At 73.0% G+C, this 17,779-nt stretch carries 15 protein-coding genes; 12 read left to right on the top strand and 3 right to left on the bottom strand.

What is annotated here, in order from left to right:
- Nucleotides 1–74 precede the first annotated feature (74 nt).
- The 4 genes from ispG (at nucleotide 75) to ACZ3I3_RS16205 (ending at nucleotide 4,595) form a co-directional block, all read left to right on the top strand.
- Nucleotides 75–1,232, top strand: coding sequence for a flavodoxin-dependent (E)-4-hydroxy-3-methylbut-2-enyl-diphosphate synthase (ispG, locus tag ACZ3I3_RS16220; protein WP_086561175.1), 1,158 nt, complete (start codon nucleotides 75–77; stop codon nucleotides 1,230–1,232).
- A 180-nt stretch (nucleotides 1,233–1,412) separates the two neighbouring features.
- Nucleotides 1,413–2,261, top strand: a complete 849-nt coding sequence (locus tag ACZ3I3_RS16215) for a GNAT family N-acetyltransferase (RefSeq protein WP_467365569.1) — start codon at nucleotides 1,413–1,415, stop codon at nucleotides 2,259–2,261.
- A 30-nt stretch (nucleotides 2,262–2,291) separates the two neighbouring features.
- A complete protein-coding gene (locus tag ACZ3I3_RS16210; protein WP_467365567.1) occupies nucleotides 2,292–2,822 on the top strand; it encodes a GNAT family N-acetyltransferase in 531 nt (176 codons plus the stop codon).
- 72 nt (nucleotides 2,823–2,894) lie between these two features.
- The gene (locus tag ACZ3I3_RS16205) at nucleotides 2,895–4,595 is read left to right on the top strand and encodes a proline--tRNA ligase (protein ID WP_467365565.1); all 1,701 of its coding nucleotides are present in this window, start codon (nucleotides 2,895–2,897) and stop codon (nucleotides 4,593–4,595) included.
- 39 nt (nucleotides 4,596–4,634) lie between these two features.
- Here ACZ3I3_RS16205 and ACZ3I3_RS16200 read toward each other — a convergent pair whose 3' ends face one another.
- The 3 genes from ACZ3I3_RS16200 to ACZ3I3_RS16190 are packed head-to-tail and all read right to left on the bottom strand — an operon-like array spanning nucleotide 4,635 to nucleotide 6,583.
- Nucleotides 4,635–5,534 carry an aminoglycoside phosphotransferase family protein gene (locus ACZ3I3_RS16200; protein WP_467365563.1) on the bottom strand — a complete coding sequence of 300 codons (900 nt, stop codon included), beginning with the start codon at nucleotides 5,532–5,534 and terminating at the stop codon, nucleotides 4,635–4,637.
- A 48-nt stretch (nucleotides 5,535–5,582) separates the two neighbouring features.
- Nucleotides 5,583–6,047, bottom strand: coding sequence for a ferritin-like domain-containing protein (locus ACZ3I3_RS16195; RefSeq protein ID WP_467365561.1), 465 nt, complete (start codon nucleotides 6,045–6,047; stop codon nucleotides 5,583–5,585).
- On the bottom strand, nucleotides 6,044–6,583 hold the full coding sequence (locus ACZ3I3_RS16190; protein WP_467365559.1) for a hypothetical protein: 540 nt from the start codon (nucleotides 6,581–6,583) through the stop codon (nucleotides 6,044–6,046). The genes ACZ3I3_RS16195 and ACZ3I3_RS16190 overlap by 4 nt, the downstream gene beginning before the upstream one ends.
- A 206-nt stretch (nucleotides 6,584–6,789) precedes the next feature.
- On the opposite strand from ACZ3I3_RS16190, the gene rimP reads away from it, so the two are divergent.
- The 8 genes from rimP (at nucleotide 6,790) to ACZ3I3_RS16150 (ending at nucleotide 17,713) form a co-directional block, all read left to right on the top strand.
- Nucleotides 6,790–7,290, top strand: coding sequence for a ribosome maturation factor RimP (gene rimP, locus ACZ3I3_RS16185; RefSeq protein WP_356925801.1), 501 nt, complete (start codon nucleotides 6,790–6,792; stop codon nucleotides 7,288–7,290).
- Between the two features lie 2 nt (nucleotides 7,291–7,292).
- Nucleotides 7,293–8,294, top strand: coding sequence for a transcription termination factor NusA (nusA, locus tag ACZ3I3_RS16180; protein WP_356925800.1), 1,002 nt, complete (start codon nucleotides 7,293–7,295; stop codon nucleotides 8,292–8,294).
- A gap of 102 nt (nucleotides 8,295–8,396) precedes the next feature.
- On the top strand, nucleotides 8,397–8,693 hold the full coding sequence (locus ACZ3I3_RS16175; protein ID WP_467365556.1) for a YlxR family protein: 297 nt from the start codon (nucleotides 8,397–8,399) through the stop codon (nucleotides 8,691–8,693).
- A 148-nt stretch (nucleotides 8,694–8,841) separates the two neighbouring features.
- Nucleotides 8,842–11,961, top strand: a complete 3,120-nt coding sequence (gene infB, locus ACZ3I3_RS16170; RefSeq protein WP_467365554.1) for a translation initiation factor IF-2 — start codon at nucleotides 8,842–8,844, stop codon at nucleotides 11,959–11,961.
- Nucleotides 11,962–12,278: 317 nt separating this feature from the next.
- Nucleotides 12,279–12,572: a DUF503 domain-containing protein gene (locus ACZ3I3_RS16165; RefSeq protein WP_467365553.1), complete on the top strand. Its 294-nt coding sequence runs from the start codon at nucleotides 12,279–12,281 to the stop codon at nucleotides 12,570–12,572.
- A gap of 44 nt (nucleotides 12,573–12,616) precedes the next feature.
- Complete coding sequence (gene rbfA / locus ACZ3I3_RS16160; protein WP_351412812.1) at nucleotides 12,617–13,069, top strand: 30S ribosome-binding factor RbfA; 453 nt, start codon at nucleotides 12,617–12,619, stop codon at nucleotides 13,067–13,069.
- Complete coding sequence (truB, locus tag ACZ3I3_RS16155; RefSeq protein WP_467365551.1) at nucleotides 13,066–13,971, top strand: tRNA pseudouridine(55) synthase TruB; 906 nt, start codon at nucleotides 13,066–13,068, stop codon at nucleotides 13,969–13,971. The genes rbfA and truB overlap by 4 nt, the downstream gene beginning before the upstream one ends.
- Nucleotides 13,972–14,227: 256 nt before the next feature.
- Entirely contained in the window at nucleotides 14,228–17,713 is a 3,486-nt protein-coding gene (locus ACZ3I3_RS16150) for a trypsin-like peptidase domain-containing protein (protein ID WP_467365550.1), read from the top strand.
- The last annotated feature ends 66 nt before the right edge of the window (nucleotides 17,714–17,779 follow it).

The following is a 17,779-nucleotide window of genomic DNA, read 5'->3' as shown; positions in this document are numbered from 1 at the left end:
GCCGTAATCTCGAAGCTCGGAGCCCGCTGCTCACGGGACCGGACCTTGATCCACGACTTGGGGTTGCACAGCAGATGACTGCGATTTCTCTCGGCATGCCGTCCGTTCCGACCAAGCTCGCCGAGCGCCGGAAGAGCCGCCAGATCCAGGTCGGATCCGTGGCCGTCGGCGGAGACGCCCCTGTCTCGGTCCAGTCGATGACGACGACGCGTACGTCCGACATCGGCGCGACCCTCCAGCAGATCGCGGAACTCACCGCGTCCGGCTGCCAGATCGTCCGGGTCGCCTGCCCGACCCAGGACGACGCCGACGCCCTCGCCACCATCGCCCGCAAGTCGCAGATCCCGGTCATCGCCGACATCCACTTCCAGCCGAAGTACGTCTTCGCCGCGATCGAGGCGGGCTGCGCGGCGGTCCGCGTCAACCCCGGCAACATCAAGCAGTTCGACGACAAGGTCAAGGAGATCGCCAAGGCGGCCCGGGACCACGGCACCCCGATCCGCATCGGTGTCAACGCGGGCTCCCTCGACAAGCGCCTGCTCCAGAAGTACGGCAAGGCGACCCCCGAGGCCCTGGTCGAGTCGGCCCTGTGGGAGGCGTCCCTCTTCGAGGAGCACGACTTCCGGGACATCAAGATCTCCGTCAAGCACAACGACCCGGTCGTGATGATCGAGGCGTACAAGCAGCTCGCCGAGCAGTGCGACTACCCGCTCCACCTCGGCGTCACGGAGGCCGGGCCCGCCTTCCAGGGCACGATCAAGTCGGCGGTCGCCTTCGGCGCGCTGCTCAGCCAGGGCATCGGCGACACCATCCGCGTCTCCCTGAGCGCGCCCCCGGCCGAGGAAGTGAAGGTCGGCCTCCAGATCCTGGAGTCGCTGGGCCTCAAGGAGCGCGGCCTGGAGATCGTCTCCTGCCCGTCCTGCGGCCGCGCCCAGGTCGACGTCTACAAGCTGGCCGAAGAGGTCACGGCCGGCCTCACCGGCATGGAGGTCCCCCTCCGCGTCGCCGTCATGGGCTGCGTCGTCAACGGCCCCGGCGAGGCCCGCGAGGCCGACCTCGGCGTCGCCTCCGGCAACGGCAAGGGCCAGATCTTCGTCAAGGGCGAGGTCATCAAGACGGTCCCCGAGTCCAAGATCGTCGAGACCCTGATCGAAGAGGCGATGAAGCTCGCCGAGCAGATGGAGAAGGACGGCGTCATCTCAGGCGAGCCGTCGGTTGCGGTAGCGGGCTGAGGTTTCCGGAGCGCCGGTTTTCCCTGCGTCCTTCTTGGGGGCGCGGGGAACTGCGCGACCAGCCACAGAAAACCCGCACCCGCCGACAAACCCCCGGCTCCCGAGCTCGAAGGCGCCCGGCCCAAGCAGCGCAGCTATAGTGCGGAGACCAAGCAGACCCGAGTGTGTGAGGCCCCGCCCGTGTTGACGCAGACGACCTCCCGGGTCCTCGAACCGAGCGACCTGGACGCCGCGCTCGCCATACTCGACCGCGAGCCCGTCGCGAACGCCTTCGTGACCTCCCGCGTGCAGATCGCCGGCCTCGACCCCTGGCGGCTCGGCGGAGAGATGTGGGGCTGGTACGAGGACGGCATGCTGACGTCCCTGTGCTACGCGGGCGCCAACCTCGTCCCCATCTGCGCCACCCCGCGCGCCGTCCGCGCCTTCGCCGACCGCGCCCGCCGGGCAGGCCGCCGCTGCTCCTCCATCGTCGGCCCGGCCGCCTCCACCGCCGACCTGTGGCGGCTGCTGGAACCCCAGTGGGGCCCGGCCCGCGACGTCCGCCGCCACCAGCCGCTCATGGTCACCGACCGCCTGCCGGACGGCATCGCCCCGGACCCGTACGTCCGTCGCGTCCGCAAGGACGAGATGGAGAAGATCATGCCGGCGTGCGTGGCGATGTTCACCGAGGAGGTCGGCGTCTCCCCGCTGGCCGGCGACGGCGGCCTCCTCTATCAGGCCCGCGTCGCCGAACTCGTCGGATCCGGCCGCGCCTTCGCCCGCTTCGACGCGGACGGCAAGGTCGTCTTCAAGGCCGAGATCGGCGCCGCGACCGACCGCGCCTGCCAGATCCAGGGCGTCTGGGTCGCCCCCGAGTACCGGGGCACCGGCCTGGCGGCCCCGGGCATGGCAGCGGTCCTGCGCTACGCCCTGGCCGACGTGGCCCCGGTGGCGAGCCTGTACGTCAACGACTTCAACACGGCAGCCCGCAGGACGTACCAGAGGGTGGGCTTCCAAGAGGTCGGCGCCTTCATGAGCGTGCTGTTCTGACAACTCGAAGCCCCCTGTAGGCTCCCCGCCATGGACCTGGTGATCGGCCCCCTCGACCTCTCCGCCCACGTCGACGAGGCCCTGGAAGTCCAAGCCGTGGCATTCGGGCTGGGCCCCGACGAAGTCGCAGTCCGCCGCCAGATCGTCCTGCGCCACATGACCTACCCGGGCGCCCGCGCCCTCGGCGCGACAACCGGCGGCAAGCTCGTGGGCTTCGTCTACGGCATGCCCAACGACCGCGCCCACTGGTGGTCCACCGTCGTGGAGCCGTACCTCAGGGCGAACCACCACGACCACTGGCTCGACGACGCCTTCGTGATCACCGAACTGCACGTCCACCCCGCCCACCAGAACCGCGGCATCGGGCGTTCCCTGATCACCACGATCACCGACGACGCCGCGGAACCCCGCTCGATCCTCTCCGCGATCGACACCGAGAGCCCCGCCCGCGCGCTCTACCGCTCCCTCGGCTACCGGGACCTGGCCCGCCAGGTCCTCTTCCCGAGCGCCCCCAAGCCGTACGCGGTGATGGGCGCTCCGCTTCCGCTCCGCCGCCGTTAACCGATTTCCGCCGCCCGGTGCCCCCCGGATAACCTCCTGCCATCACCTACACGCAGCAGGAGCAGAGAAGCCATGGCGAACGTACCGGTCCAGCGCATGTCCCAGTTGATGGCGAAGACGTTGCGCGACGACCCGGCGGACGCCGAGGTCCTCAGCCACAAGCTCCTCGTCCGCGCCGGGTACGTGCGCCGCACCGCCGCCGGGATCTGGAGCTGGCTGCCGCTCGGCAAGCGGGTCCTGGCCAACGTGGAGCGCATCGTCCGTGAGGAGATGGACGCCGTCGGCGCCCAGGAGGTACTGCTCCCCGCCATCCTGCCGCGCGAGCCCTACGAGGCCACCGGCCGCTGGGAGGAGTACGGCCCCGAGCTGTTCCGCCTCCAGGACCGCAAGGGCGGCGACTACCTCCTCGGCCCCACCCACGAGGAGATCTTCACCCTGCTGGTGAAGGACCAGGCGTCCTCCTACAAGGACCTGCCGGTGATCCTCTACCAGATCCAGAACAAGTACCGCGACGAGGCCAGGCCCCGTGCCGGCATCCTGCGCGGCCGCGAGTTCCTCATGAAGGACTCCTACTCCTTCGACACCGAGGACGAGGGCCTCGCCCGCTCCTACGCCCTGCACCGCGAGGCCTACCAGAAGATCTTCGCGCGCCTCGGCCTCGACTACCGCATCTGCGCCGCCACCGCCGGCGCGATGGGCGGCTCCAAGTCGGAGGAGTTCCTCGCCCCTGCCGAGGCCGGCGAGGACACCTTCGCCGACTGCCCGAACTGCGACTTCGCCGCCAACACCGAGGCGATCACGTACGAGCTGAAGCCCGTCGACGCCGCGGACGTGCCGGCCGCCGAGGACATCCCGACCCCCGACACCCCGACCATCGAGACCCTCGCCGCCTCCCTCGGCGTCCCGGCCTCGGCCACGCTGAAGAACCTCCTCGTCAAGGTCGACGGCGAGATCGTCGCCGTCGGTGTCCCCGGCGACCGCGAGGTCGACATGGACAAGGTCGAGGCGCACTTCGCCCCCGCCGTCGTCGAACTCGTCACCGAGACGGACTTCGCGGCCCGCCCCGACCTGGTCCGCGGCTACGTCGGACCGCAGGGCCTGGACAAGGTCACCTACATCGCCGACCCGCGCGTCGCCCCGGGGACGTCCTGGATCACCGGCGCCAACAAGCCCGGCACGCACACCAAGAACGTCGTCGCGGGCCGCGACTTCGAGGTCGACCGTTACGTCGACGTCGTGGTCGTGCAGGAGGGCGACCCCTGCCCGAAGTGCGGCACGGGCCTCGTCCTCGACCGGGCCATCGAGATCGGCCACATCTTCCAGCTGGGCCGCAAGTACACCGACGCCCTCAAGCTCGACGTCCTCGGCCAGAACGGCAAGCCGGTCCGCGTCACCATGGGCTCCTACGGCATCGGCGTCTCCCGAGCGGTCGCCGCCATCGCCGAGCAGAGCGCCGACGACAAGGGCCTGTGCTGGCCCAAGGAGGTCGCCCCGGCCGACGTCCACGTGGTCGCCGCCGGCAAGGCCCTCCAGACCGAACTGGCCCTCGACATCTCCCAGAAGCTGGCCGCCGCCGGCGTCCGCGTCCTTGTCGACGACCGCGCCGGCGTCTCCCCGGGCGTCAAGTTCACGGACTCCGAGCTGATGGGCGTACCGCAGATCCTGGTGGCCGGGCGGCGCGCGGCCGACGGCGTGGTGGAGCTGAAGGACCGCCGCACCGGCGAGCGCGAGGAGCTGACGGTCGAGGAGGCCGTCGCCCGGCTCACCGCCTGAGCGCCCTGGCCCTGTGAGCGCTCCGGGCCTGCGGAGCGCTCACAGCCAGCCCGCGAACTCCAGCAGCAGCTCCGCGTCCCGCGGGCGACCCACCCGCCCCGCCCGCACACCCGACTCCACGGCCCGGAACAGCGTCCAGCCGCGCAGCCGCTCCTGGTCGACGTCCAGGGACTCGGCCAGGCGCTTCACCCGGCGCCGGGTCGTCGCCGCGCCGGACGGCTGGGCGATCAGGTCCTCCACCCGGTCGCGGACCAGCCGGGCCAGATCGAAGGCGCACTCGCCGACCACCGGGTCGGGCCCCACCGCCAGCCACGGCATCCGCTCCCCGGCGAGCACCTTGCTCTGCCGGAACGTGCCGTGCAGCAGCCGGTGTTCGGGCGGCGCGGCCAGCAGCTCCGCACGCGCCGCGAGCGCCACGTCGACCAGCGGTGCCACCTCGGGATCGACCCGGGCACGCGCCCGCATCGCCTCGGCCTGCCGCCCGGTCCGCTCGGCCACGGTCTCGAAGGGGAAGCCGGCGGGCGGCTCCACCCACAGCCGCCGCAGCGTCCCCGCCGCCTCCAGCAGCGCCTTCGCCTCCGGCAGCGACCGCACCGACACGTCCGGATGCAGCCGCTCCAGCAGCAGCACACCCTCGGTCCGACCGGGTTCGAGCAACTGCACGGCACCCCGCCCGGCCCAGTGCGCGAGCGCGGCCCGCTCCGCCTCCGGACGGGCCCGGCCCGGCGCCAGCTTCAGCACGGCGGGCGTACCGTCGGCCGTCCGCACCAGCACGACCAGGCTGCTGCGCCCGCCGGGCACCTGCACCCGCTCCACGGTCAACTCGCGTAGCGCGACGGCCTGCTGCGCCGCCCCGGGCAGCTTCTCCAGCCAGTCGTCACCGTCCGGTGCCGTCTCACCGAGCGCCCTGACCAGACGCTTCGGCGGTTCGAAAACCATGCGCGAGTCGTTCCCTTCATGCTGTCCGCGGTGCGTGCCCTGCGCGGGTCACGCCGTCGGCGCCGCCAAGGGCGGGGCCGTGCCGGCCCGCTCGGCGAGCCCAGGGAAGGCTACGCTCTCGCCGCGCCAGCGCACCGCCCGCACCGCCGCCTCCCGCAGCGCCTCGGCGGCCAGGGCCCGCCGGGCGCCGCCCGCCGCGCGCACCAGGTCCGAGTACACCCCGGCCACCCGGTCCTCCAGCTCTGCGGCGAGCCGCACGGCCGCCGCCGCGTCCGGCACCGGGAACGGCAGCGCGTACCCGGCGGCCGCCGCCACGGGCCTGCCGCCCAGGTCCTTCACCTCGCGCACCAGCGCGTCCCGGCGCGTCCGGTGGGCGTCGTACGCCGTCCGTGCCTCGGCGCGCTGTCCCTCGCCGATCCGGCCGCCGACGACGCCGTAGCCGTACACCGCCGCGTGCTCGGCGGCCAGCGCCGCCTGCAGGGCCCGCAGCTCCCGGTCCTTCGCCTCGCTCACGCGCCACCCTCCGTCAGCAGATACACGTGCGCCGCCCCGGCCGCCGCCACCGAGGCCAGCAGCCGCGCCAGCTCGCCCGGCGCGTCGAGCAGTGCCTTGGCCCGCCGGTCGGCGAGGTCCCGCTCCGCGGCGGCGAGCGCGGCGAGCGCGTCCTTGTCGCTGCCCGGCACGGCGGCGGCCGAAGGGGAGGCCGACGCGGCCGAGGCAGAGAGGGAGGGGGAGGGAGACGCCTTCCGGCCCGGCCCCCCGCCGAAGGCCTGCGCATGCCGCACGGACTCCTCCCGCAGCGGGCGCAGCCGCTCCGCGAGCCCCGGATGGGCGGTGATCACGGCGTCGTACCGCTCCACCAGCCCCTCGCTGTCCCGCGCCGCACGCGCGCGTGCCCGGCGCTCGGCCGCCGACGGGCCGTCCTCCGGGGCACCCGGACCGTCGCCCCCGGCGGTGCAGCCCGCCAGGGCGAGAGCCGCCGGGCCGACGGCGAGCAGAGTCCTTCTGCGCGGCCCCGACCGGGCGCGCGGAGATGAGGGGAACGGCACGTCAGACGTCCTCGGGGGGCTCGTACGAGAAAGAAACGGCTCTGAGGGCTGAACGCCCGTGATCACGGTACCCGGGCCCCCGCCCGGGACCACTCAGCGGCACCGTTCGTCACCGGGTGGACGGCAACACACCCCGCGACCGGATACCCTTTGACCAGACACGCGACCCATCCCACAACAGCACACGCGGCCGAGGAGTCACCCGGATGAGCACCACCCAGAGCGAGAGGCTGCGAAAACTGCTGGAACCGCTCGTCACATCCCAGGGCCTGGATCTCGAAGAGATCGAAGTGGACTCCGTCGGACGCAAGCGTGTGCTGCGCGTCGTCGTCGACTCGGACACGGGCGCCGACCTGGACCAGATCGCCGATGTGAGCCGCGCGCTCTCGGCGAAGCTCGACGAGACGGACGCGATGGGCGAGGGGGAGTACACCCTCGAGGTCGGCACCCCGGGCGCGGAGCGCCTCCTCACGGAACACCGGCACTACGTCCGCGCCACGGACCGCCTGGTGAAGTTCCAGCTGGCCGAGGGCGGCGAGCTGGTCGCCAGGATCCTCAAGGTCGACGACGAGGGAATCGACACCGAGGTGCCCGGGGTGAAGGGCCGCAAGGCCACCGCGCGCAGACTCGCCTTCGACGACATCGTCCGGGCACGCGTCCAGGTCGAGTTCAGCCGCAAGGACAACAAGAAGGAAGAGGAGGCGTAGCCGTGGACATCGACATGAGTGCCCTGCGGGGCTTGGTTCGGGAGAAGGAGATCTCCTTCGACCTGCTGGTCGAGGCGATCGAGTCGGCCCTCCTCATCGCCTACCACCGCACCGAGGGAAGCCGCCGTCACGCGCGCGTGGAGCTCAACCGGGAGACCGGCCATGTGACCGTGTGGGCGAAGGAGGACCCCGACGATCTCGAGGAGGGCCAGGAGCCCCGCGAGTTCGACGACACCCCGTCCGGTTTCGGCCGTATCGCCGCCACCACGGCCAAGCAGGTCATCCTGCAGCGCCTGCGCGACGCCGAGGACGACGCGACGCTCGGCGAGTACGCGGGCCGCGAGGGCGACATCGTCACCGGCGTGGTCCAGCAGGGCCGCGACCCGAAGAACGTGCTCGTCGACATCGGCAGGCTGGAAGCCATCCTGCCGGTCCAGGAGCAGGTGCCGGGCGAGACCTACCCGCACGGCATGCGGCTGCGGTCGTACGTCGTCCGGGTGGCCAAGGGCGTCCGCGGCCCGTCCGTGACGCTGTCGCGAACGCACCCCAATCTGGTGAAGAAGCTCTTCGCCCTGGAGGTGCCGGAGATCGCCGACGGGTCCGTGGAGATCTCCGCGATCGCCCGTGAGGCCGGCCACCGCACGAAGATCGCCGTACGGTCCACCCGGTCCGGCCTGAACGCCAAGGGCGCCTGCATCGGCCCCATGGGCGGCCGTGTGCGCAACGTGATGGGCGAGCTGAACGGTGAGAAGATCGACATCGTCGACTGGTCGGAGGACCCGGCCGAGATGGTGGCGAACGCGTTGTCCCCGGCGCGTGTCTCCAAGGTGGAGATCGTGGACATGGCGACCCGGTCGGCCCGGGTGACCGTGCCCGACTACCAGCTGTCCCTGGCCATCGGCAAGGAGGGGCAGAACGCCCGCCTCGCGGCCCGGCTGACCGGCTGGCGGATCGACATCCGGCCGGACACCGAACCGGCCGGGGACGACCGGGCCGGGGAATAGATCCAAGCCGCGGGTCGTTCAGATCACGACAGGTTCGGGCCCGGCAACTGTTCGAATCCTGCCCCAAAGGGGTGAGGCGCCTACGGGGAGGTAGACTTAACGGTGTCTGGCCGGACGCGCACCCGCGCATGCCCTGAACGCACCTGTGTGGGGTGTCGGGAGCGAGTGGCCAAGGCCGATCTGTTGCGGATCGTGTTGATCGAGGGTGCATGCGTCCCTGATCCACGCGGTACGCTGCCCGGCCGGGGTGCGTATGTGCACCCCACACCGGTCTGTCTCGACCAGGCGGTTCGCCGCCGGGCGTTCACGAGGGCACTGCGCGCCCCGGGAGCGCCCGACACAAAGGCGTTGCGCCAATACGTCGAGCAGACAACAGTTGCCGAGCAGGCAACACGGTAAGAACGTGCCGCACGGAACCCCCCGTGCGGTCTAGGTACCTCGCGAGTCGAAAGCAGGTCGAGATTGCGATGAGCACTCGATGAGTACGCGATGAGTACGCCCATGAACTAGCGACGGTCCGGCTTCACCCGGACCTCAAAGGAGCGAAGTGGCTAAGGTCCGGGTCTACGAACTCGCCAAGGAGTTCGGTGTCGAGAGCAAGGTCGTCATGGCCAAGCTCCAGGAGCTCGGTGAATTCGTCCGTTCGGCGTCTTCGACCATCGAAGCGCCCGTTGTACGCAAGCTGACGGACGCCCTCCAGCAGGGCAACGGTGGCGGCAAGTCCGCCCCCGCACGCAAGGCTGCCCCGGCGAAGCCGGCAGCCCCTTCCCCGGCGCAGGCTGCCCGTCCGGCCGCCCCGCGCCCGCCGGCCCCCAAGCCGGCAGCCGCCGAGAAGCCCGCGGCTCCGGCCGCACCGGCCACTCCCGGCCCCCGTCCCACCCCGGGTCCGAAGCCCGCGCCGCGGCCCGCCCCGGCGTCCCCGGCTCCGACCACGCCCGAGTTCACGGCGCCCCCGGCGGCTCCCTCCTCGCAGGGTTCGTCGCAGGGTTCGTCGCAGGGCTCCTCGCAGGGTTCCGGTGCGCGTCCGGGCGCCCCGCGTCCGGCCGGCCAGTCGCCGCGTCCGGGTGCCCCGCGTCCGGGTGGTTCCGGCCAGGGCGGCCAGGGCCGTGGTGACCGGGGCGAGCGCCCCGGCGCCTCGCGTCCGGGTGGCGGCGCCCCGCGTCCCGGTGCCCGTCCGGCGGGTCCCCGTCCGGGCAACAACCCGTTCACCTCTGGTGGTTCCACCGGCATGGCGCGCCCCCAGGCGCCCCGTCCGGGCGGTGCCCCGCGTCCCGGCGGCCCTGGTGCCCCCGGCGGCGGACAGCGTCCGCAGGGCCAGGGCCAGGGCGGTCCCCGTCCGCAGGGTGCGGGCGGCGGTCCTCGTCCGCAGGCTCCGGGCGGCGCGCGTCCCACTCCGGGCGGCATGCCCCGTCCGCAGGGCGGCGGTCCGCGTCCCGGCGGCGGTCCCGGCGGTCCGCGTCCCAACCCCGGCATGATGCCGCAGCGTCCGGCTGCCGGTCCGCGTCCCGGTGGCGGTGGCCCCGGCGGCCGCGGTCCTGGTGGCGGCGGTCGTCCCGGTGGCGGCGGCGGTCGCCCGGGTGGCGGCGGCTTCGCGGGTCGTCCGGGTGGCGGCGGTGGCGGTTTCGCCGGTCGTCCCGGTGGTCCCGGTGGCGGTGGCGGCGGTTTCGCCGGCCGTCCGGGTGGCGGCGGTGGCCGTCCCGGCTTCGGTGGTCGTCCCGGTGGTCCCGGTGGCCGTGGTGGCACGCAGGGCGCCTTCGGTCGTCCCGGCGGTCCCGCGCGTCGTGGCCGCAAGTCGAAGCGGCAGAGGCGCCAGGAGTACGAGGCCATGCAGGCCCCGTCGGTCGGCGGTGTGATGCTGCCTCGCGGCAACGGCGAGACCGTTCGCCTGTCGCGCGGTGCCTCGCTCACCGACTTCGCGGAGAAGATCAACGCCAACCCGGCGTCGCTCGTCGCGGTCATGATGAACCTCGGCGAGATGGTCACGGCCACGCAGTCCGTCTCCGACGAGACGCTCCAGCTCCTCGCCGACGAGATGAACTACACGGTTCAGATCGTCAGCCCGGAGGAGGAGGACCGCGAGCTCCTCGAGTCCTTCGACATCGAGTTCGGCGAGGACGAGGGCGACGAGGAGGACCTGATGGTCCGCCCGCCGGTCGTCACCGTCATGGGTCACGTTGACCACGGTAAGACCCGGCTCCTCGACGCCATCCGCAAGACGAACGTCATCGCGGGCGAGGCCGGCGGCATCACCCAGCACATCGGTGCCTACCAGGTCGCGACCGAGGTCAACGACGAAGAGCGCAAGATCACCTTCATCGACACCCCGGGTCACGAGGCGTTCACCGCCATGCGTGCCCGTGGTGCCCGGTCGACGGACATCGCGATCCTGGTCGTCGCGGCCAACGACGGCGTCATGCCGCAGACGGTCGAGGCGCTCAACCACGCGAAGGCGGCCGAGGTTCCGATCGTCGTCGCGGTCAACAAGATCGACGTCGAGGGTGCGGACCCGACCAAGGTGCGCGGTCAGCTGACCGAGTACGGCCTCGTGGCCGAGGAGTACGGCGGCGACACCATGTTCGTCGACATCTCCGCCAAGCAGGGTCTGAACATCGACTCCCTGCTGGAGGCCGTGGTCCTCACGGCCGATGCCTCGCTCGACCTTCGGGCCAACCCGAACCAGGACGCGCAGGGCATCGCGATCGAGTCCCGTCTCGACCGCGGCCGTGGTGCCGTGTCGACGGTCCTCGTCCAGCGCGGCACGCTGCGGGTCGGCGACACCATGGTGGTCGGCGACGCGTACGGCCGAGTGCGGGCGATGCACGACGACAACGGCAACCTCGTCACCGAGGCCGGCCCGTCGACGCCGGTGCAGGTCCTGGGTCTGACCAACGTCCCGGGTGCCGGCGACAACTTCCTCGTCGTCGACGAGGACCGTACGGCCCGTCAGATCGCGGAGAAGCGTGCGGCGCGCGAGCGCAACGCGGCCTTCGCGAAGCGCACGCGCCGTGTGTCGCTGGAGGACCTGGACAAGGTGCTGAAGGCCGGCGAGGTCCAGCAGCTGAACCTGATCATCAAGGGTGACGCTTCCGGTTCCGTCGAGGCACTCGAGTCCTCCCTGCTCCAGCTGGACGTCGGCGAAGAGGTCGACATCCGCGTCCTGCACCGCGGCGTCGGTGCGGTCACGGAGTCCGACATCGACCTGGCGATGGGCTCGGACGCCATCGTGATCGGCTTCAACGTGCGCGCCGCCGGGCGTGCGCAGCAGATGGCCGAGCGCGAGGGCGTGGACGTCCGGTACTACTCGGTCATCTACCAGGCGATCGAGGAGATCGAGGCGGCCCTCAAGGGCATGCTCAAGCCGGAGTACGAAGAGGTCGAGCTCGGTACGGCGGAGATCCGCGAGGTCTTCAAGTCGTCCAAGCTGGGCAACATCGCGGGTGTTCTCATCCGCTCCGGCGAGGTCAAGCGCAACACCAAGGCCCGCCTCATCCGCGACGGCAAGGTGGTCGCGGAGAACCTCAACATCGAGGGCCTGCGTCGCTTCAAGGACGACGTCACCGAGATCCGCGAAGGGTTCGAGGGCGGTATCAACCTCGGCAACTTCAACGACATCAAGGTCGACGACGTCATCGCGACGTACGAGATGCGCGAGAAGCCGCGGGTGTAACCCACGGTTGTCAGACCGGCCGACGGGGCCTCGCCCCGTCGGCCGGCTGGTCGTTTGCTCCTCCTGCGGAACAGCCTCGGCGCACCCTGTGGGGTGCGCAGGGGCGAAGCCCCGCGAGGGGTGCAGGGGACGCAGTCCCCGCCGGGGTCCGGGGCGGAGCCCCGGAGGCAGCACCTCCTGGCCGACCGTGTCGGGCGGGTGGGTGGGCAAAGGAAAACCCCGTCGAGCCACCGGACGGTACGCGGTACCGTTCTTGATGTCCCTGCCCCAACCGCAGGGCCATCGATCCCGTACCGGCGGGTCATCCGGATACACACATGTACGTGGGGACGCTGTCCTTCGACCTGCTCCTCGGCGACGTACGGTCGCTGAAGGAGAAGCGCTCCGTCGTCCGCCCCATCGTCGCCGAGCTCCAGCGCAAGTACGCGGTGAGCGCGGCCGAGGTGGATCACACGGACCTCCACCGCAGGGCCGTCATCGGCCTCGCGCTGGTGTCCGGCGACGCGGGGCACGTGAGCGAGGTCCTCGACCGGTGCGAACGGCTGGTCGCCGCCCGCCCCGAGGTGGAGCTGCTGTCCGTCAGGCGGCGCTTCCACGGCGAAGACGACTGACGAACCGAGAACGACCCAGACAGGAAAGAACGGGAGACGGACCAGTGGCCGACAACGCGCGGGCCAAGAGGCTGGCGGACCTCATCCGGGAAGTGGTGGCCCAGAAGCTGCAGCGTGGGATCAAGGACCCGCGGCTCGGCTCGCACGTCACCATCACGGACACGCGGGTCACGGGCGATCTGCGGGAGGCGACCGTCTTCTACACCGTGTACGGGGACGAGGAGGAGCGGAACGCCGCCGCGGCCGGTCTGGAGAGCGCCAAGGGCGTCCTGCGCTCCGAGGTCGGCCGGGCCGCCGGCGTGAAGTTCACGCCGACCCTGACCTTCGTCATGGACGCCCTTCCGGACACCGCGCGCGCCATCGAGGACCTCCTCGACAAGGCGCGCCAGTCCGACGAGAAGGTGCGGGAGGCCTCCGCGGGCGCGAAGTACGCCGGCGACGCCGACCCGTACCGCAAGCCGGACGAGGACGACGAGACGGACGACACCGCCGAATGACCCAGAAGCACACCACGCCCGACGGCCTCGTCATCGTCGACAAGCCGTCGGGCTTCACTTCGCACGACGTCGTCGCCAAGATGCGCGGCATCGCCAGAACGCGACGCGTCGGGCACGCCGGCACCCTCGACCCGATGGCGACGGGCGTCCTCGTCCTCGGCGTCGAGAAGGCCACCAAGCTCCTCGGCCACCTCGCGCTGACCGAGAAGGAGTACCTGGGCACCATCCGGCTCGGGCAGAACACCCTCACGGACGACGCCGAGGGGGAGATCACCTCTTCCACGGACGCCTCCGGGGTCACCCGCGACGCCATCGACGCGGGCATCGCCAAGCTGACCGGCGACATCATGCAGGTGCCGTCCAAGGTCAGCGCCATCAAGATCAACGGCGTGCGGTCCTACAAGCGGGCCAGGGACGGCGAGGAGTTCGACATCCCGGCCCGGCCCGTCACGGTCTCCTCCTTCGGCGTGTACGACGTCCGGGAGGCAGTCGCCGAGGACGGCACGGCCGTACTCGACCTGGTCGTCTCGGTCGTCTGCTCCTCCGGCACGTACATCCGGGCCCTCGCCCGCGACCTGGGCGCCGACCTCGGCGTGGGCGGGCATCTCACCGCCCTGCGCCGCACCCGCGTCGGCCCCTACAAGCTGGACGCGGCCCGCACGCTCGACCAGCTCCAGCAGGAGCTGACCGTGATGCCCATCGCCGAGGCCGCCACGGCCGCGTTCCCCCGCTGGGACGTCGACACCCGGCGGGCCAAGCTGCTCACCAACGGCGTACGGCTGGAGATGCCCGAGACGTACGCGGGCTCCGGCCCCGTCGCCGTCTTCGACCCGGAGGGCCGCTTCCTCGCCCTCGTCGAGGAGCAGCGGGGCAAGGCCAAGAGCCTGGCCGTCTTCGGCTGACGGCCCGACCGGGACCGTCCGCCCGTGGAGCGGCGACCACGGGGTACCTCCACTGCCGCCGCTCCACGGTCCCCCCTCGGTTCCCCCACCCCTAGGGTGTATCCAGCCGTCCCTCTCCGTTCACCCGTCCGTGCGGGCGCTCGGAGTGAACCGGGGGAGCGGAAGGGGGCGCTTTCGCCGAGCGATCTGTCCCGCTGATCATCCCGGCCCTACCGTCGAACACAAGGGCACGGGTGTACGGCGGGGAGGCTCGACGATGACGTCGCGGAACCGGTCCGGGGAGACACAGGACAGCGCACCAGGATCCCAGGACCGCCCCGAAGCAGCGGAGCAGACGACCGAGGGGACCGACGCCGGGGCATCCGGCCCGGCCCTCGTCCGTATCCACGACCTCGCCGGCCGGCCCCGGGGCACCGGCTTCCTGGCCGACCATCACGGCACGCTCGTCACCAGCCACGAGGCGGTCGACGGCCTGCCCCGGCTCGTCCTGCACGGGGCCGGGGGCCGCCGCCGGGTCGTGTCCGCCGACGCGGTGACCCCGCTGCCCGCGCTCGACCTGGCCCTCGTACGGACCGAGGACCTCGGGGTCCCGCCGCTGCCCGTCACCGTGCGGGGCGGGGCCGGGACGGGCGCCTATGTGCGGATCGCCGCCGGCGGCTGGCGCGAGGCCAGGGTGCTGGGCTCGACCGCCGTGACGTACACCGCCACGGACCGCCTCCACCGCCTCGACGGCGCGCTGGAACTGGCGGTCGGCACGGCAGGGCGCGACGCGCTGCGGCTGGGCGGCGGAGCGGCCGGCGGCCCGGTGCTCGACGCCGCGACCGGCGCGGTCGTCGGGGTTCTCGGCACGGCGCTCAGCACCGACCACAGCGACGTCGGGTTCGCCGTGCCGCTGCATCCTCAGGATCCCGGCGCGGCGGGCCCGCTCGCCGAGCTGCTCGCCGAGAACGCGGCGACGGTCCCCGCGTACGGCGCCGACCTCAACCTGGCCGGGGTGCTGGAGCTGACCGGCACGGCGGTGGGGCTGGACGGTCCGCCCGGCGGCACGGGACTCCCGGAGCCGGTGGAACGGGCGGCCGTGGTAGCCGAGTTCGGCGCGTTCGCGGCAGGACCCGCGGCGGTGCTCGGTCTCGTCGGGCCGCCCGGCAGCGGCCGTACGACGGAACTCGCGGCGCTCGCCGCGCGCCGCGCCCGCGACGGGCATCCCACACTGTGGCTGCGCGGCTGCGAACTGCGGGGCGACGACGCCTCGGTGGCCGACGCGGCACGCCGGGCGCTGACCCGGGCTGCCTCTGTCGTGGCCGCGTCCCGGCCCGGTCATCTGCCGGCCGACCTGGGCGACGCCACTCCCGAGCGCCTCGCCCGACTCGCCGGCGCCTTCGGCCGGCCCCTGTTGCTGCTCCTCGACGGCCCGGAGGAGATGCCCTTGGCGCTGGCCCGCCGCCTGGCCGACTGGACGGACGGGACGGCGCGGTGGCTGCGCGAGACGGGAGTGCGGCTGGTCGTGGCGTCCCGGGCGGAGTACTGGGAGGGGGCGGGCTTCCCGGCGGAGGTCCTGCACCGGCCTGCCGGTGCCGACGGCGGGCCCGCGTGTGTGCGCCTCGGCGATCTCACCGAGGAGGAGGCCCGCGAGGCCCGTCTGCGCCATGGCATCCCGGAGAGCGCCCTCGTCGACACCGACGCCCGGCACCCTCTCACCCTGCGACTGCTCGGCGAGATCCGGGCGGCCCTCGCCGACGCACCCGACGGTCCGCCCTGTCCGGACGGCCCCGGCGCCACCGTCGGCCGCGACGAGGTCTTCGCGGCCTACCTGGACCTGATGTCCCTGCGCATCGCCCAGCGGCTGGCCGCAGGGAGCGGCCTGTGCGGCACGGCCGTCCGCCGGCTGGCCGCCAAGGTCGCCGGGCAGGTGCACGAGGCCGCCCGGCGCGGCCTCGGGCCCGGGCTGGGGGACCTGGACCGCGAGGCCTTCGAGTCGGTGTTCCCGTGGGGGCCCGCACCGGAGCGGCTCGGTGGCGGCACCGGCTGGGCGTCGGCCGTCCTCGCCGAGGGCCTGCTCGTGCCCGCCGGATCCGGCTACCGCTTCGCCCACGAGGAGCTCGCCGACTGGCTCCAGGGCATGCACCTCGACCTCGACGAGGCCTTGCACGTCCTCGTCCACCGCCGGCCGGACGCGCAGTCCGACCCCGTCCCGCACCACCGCATCGGTCCGGTCGTCCAGGCCCTGCTGTTCCTCGCCCGCCAGCACGGCGCCGGCCGACTGGCCTCCCGGCTGGCGGACCTGGTGCACGCCCTGGACGCCGATCCGCGGTCCTGGTGGGCCGCCCGGCTGCTCGCCGGGACCCTGTCGGCCGTGCCCGAGGCGACGCCGTACACGGAGGTGCTGCGGCTGCTCGCCGACCGGATCGTGGCCTGGCGGCGGCAGGGAAGGCCCGTGCCGGAGGAGGTCGGGCCCGCGTTCTGGGCCGGCGTACGGCTGCCGGAGGGCGAGCGGTTCGCGCTGCTGAGGCGGCTGGTGCACGCCGACGGCCCGCCGTGCGAGGCCGGTCCCCGGTTCCTGGACACCGCCGCGCGGCTGCTGGCCGCCGATCCCACCGCCGTACAGCCGCTGCTGGCCCGCTGGTTCGACGACGAACAGCCGCTGCCCGCCACCCCGCACGCGACCGTCGCCACGGCCGCGCAGGCGCTGCTGCACACCCACCGGCACAGCGCCCTGGACGACCTGGTGGACGTGCTCGTCGACCGCGCCCACCGCAGGGCCGACGAACTGCTCGCCGTCCTGGCCGAGGAGGAAACCTCGGCGATGTGCCGGGCCGTCGACCGGTGGGCGCGCGACGAGCGTTCGGCGCGACGCGGTGCCGCGATGGCGCACGGTCTGCGCGTCGCGCCGCAGGTGAACACCGGAGGCGACCGCGCCCTCCTGCGCTACGCGGCCCTCACCCTGCTCGCCCGCCCCGCCGACCGCGCCCTGCACGGCGGCGCACTCGCCCTCCTCGTCCAGGATCCGCACACCCGGGACCGTTATCTCCCCCGGGCGCTGGAGCACTTCGCGGCGGGCGACCCGCACCTCCCGCCGGACGCGCCGGCCGCCGCCCTCGCGGCCCATCCCGAGCCGGTCCTCGGCGCCTTCGCGGTGCGGCTGGAGCGGCCGGACCCGGAGGAGGCGCTGCGGGCGCTCGCCGACGCCACCCCGCCCGGCCTGGCCCGGCGGGTCGCCGCGCTGGTGGGGCAGGCGGCGCAGCGGAGGCCGGCACTCGCCGGGCATGTGGCCGCGTACGTGGACCAGCGGCTCGACCGCGGGCCGGCGGCCCGGGCCGTGCTCCTGCCGCTGGTCAGCGGCCTGCTGGAGGACGGCCCGGTGCGGCTGCGGTGCGCTCTCGCCGCGGTCCTCACCCCGCCCGGCATCCCCGCCTCCCGCCCGCTGCGCCGCGAGCTGCGCGACACGCTCCTGGACCGCGAGCGCGACACCGACGTCCTGGACGCGCTGCTGCACGCCGCCGCCCGGAACGGCGGCGACGACCTGCGCGACCTCGTCCGCCGCATCGGGCTGCTGCTCGTGCGCACCCCGGAGGGCGCCGGCCGCTTCGACCGCGCCCTGGTCGACCTCGGCCGGCACGTGCCCGGCTTCGCCGCCCGCGTGGCCCGCTGGTTGGCCGCCGCGCCCGATGAGTGGGCGGCCCTGGTCGGGCCGAGCGCCCACCGGACGATCGAGAACCTGGCGGGCGCAGGCGTCCCGGCCTGACGGGTTCCCGCACAGGCCGGAGGGGACACGGCCTCGTGCGCCCGGTCACACCCCCATGCCGATGCG

This window comes from Streptomyces sp. NPDC016851 (assembly GCF_055562795.1).
This window is presented reverse-complemented; position numbering and strand designations above follow the sequence as displayed.